Source organism: Micromonospora sp. URMC 106 (assembly GCF_051386395.1).
Taxonomy (GTDB): domain Bacteria; phylum Actinomycetota; class Actinomycetes; order Mycobacteriales; family Micromonosporaceae; genus Micromonospora.
In genome coordinates, this window is record NZ_JBPQTP010000248.1 from 1 (window position 1) to 495 (window position 495).

Below are 495 nucleotides of genomic sequence, written 5' to 3' on the forward strand. Positions count from 1 at the left end.
TCGACGTCCGACGCATCAACAGCAGCGAGGGCGAAGCGAGGGCGAGCTGACCGACGGCAAGGTCGCCGCCTACCTGGCCAAGTACGCCACCAGGGCCACCGAAGCCACCGGCCACTCCTCCACCCGGCTCACTCCGGCCACCATCGACGACTACGCCGATGCCGAAGGCGACCACACCGCCCGCCTCATCGACGCCTGCTGGCACCTCGGCCGCCCCACCCACACCGACACCAGCAGCGGCGCCGCAACCGCCGACGACCGACAAGACAGCCTTGACACCAAACCGCGCCCCTACGCAGGGCTGCGCCGCTGGGCGCACATGCTCGGCTTCGGTGGCCACTTCCTCACCAAAGCCCGCCGCTACTCCGTCACCTTCGGCCAGCTCCGCGACACCCGCGCCACATACCGCCGCGAAGAGGACGACGAACCCGCCGACACCATCACCGTTGGCACCCTCACCTACATCGGGTCCGGCTGGCTCACCGAAGGTGACGC

At 69.7% G+C, this 495-nt stretch carries 1 protein-coding gene; it reads left to right on the forward strand.

Annotated elements, in window-relative coordinates:
- Positions 1–495 (forward strand): replication initiator (locus tag ACSNOB_RS31980; RefSeq protein ID WP_436691172.1); only part of this gene is annotated, 495 nt, incomplete at both ends.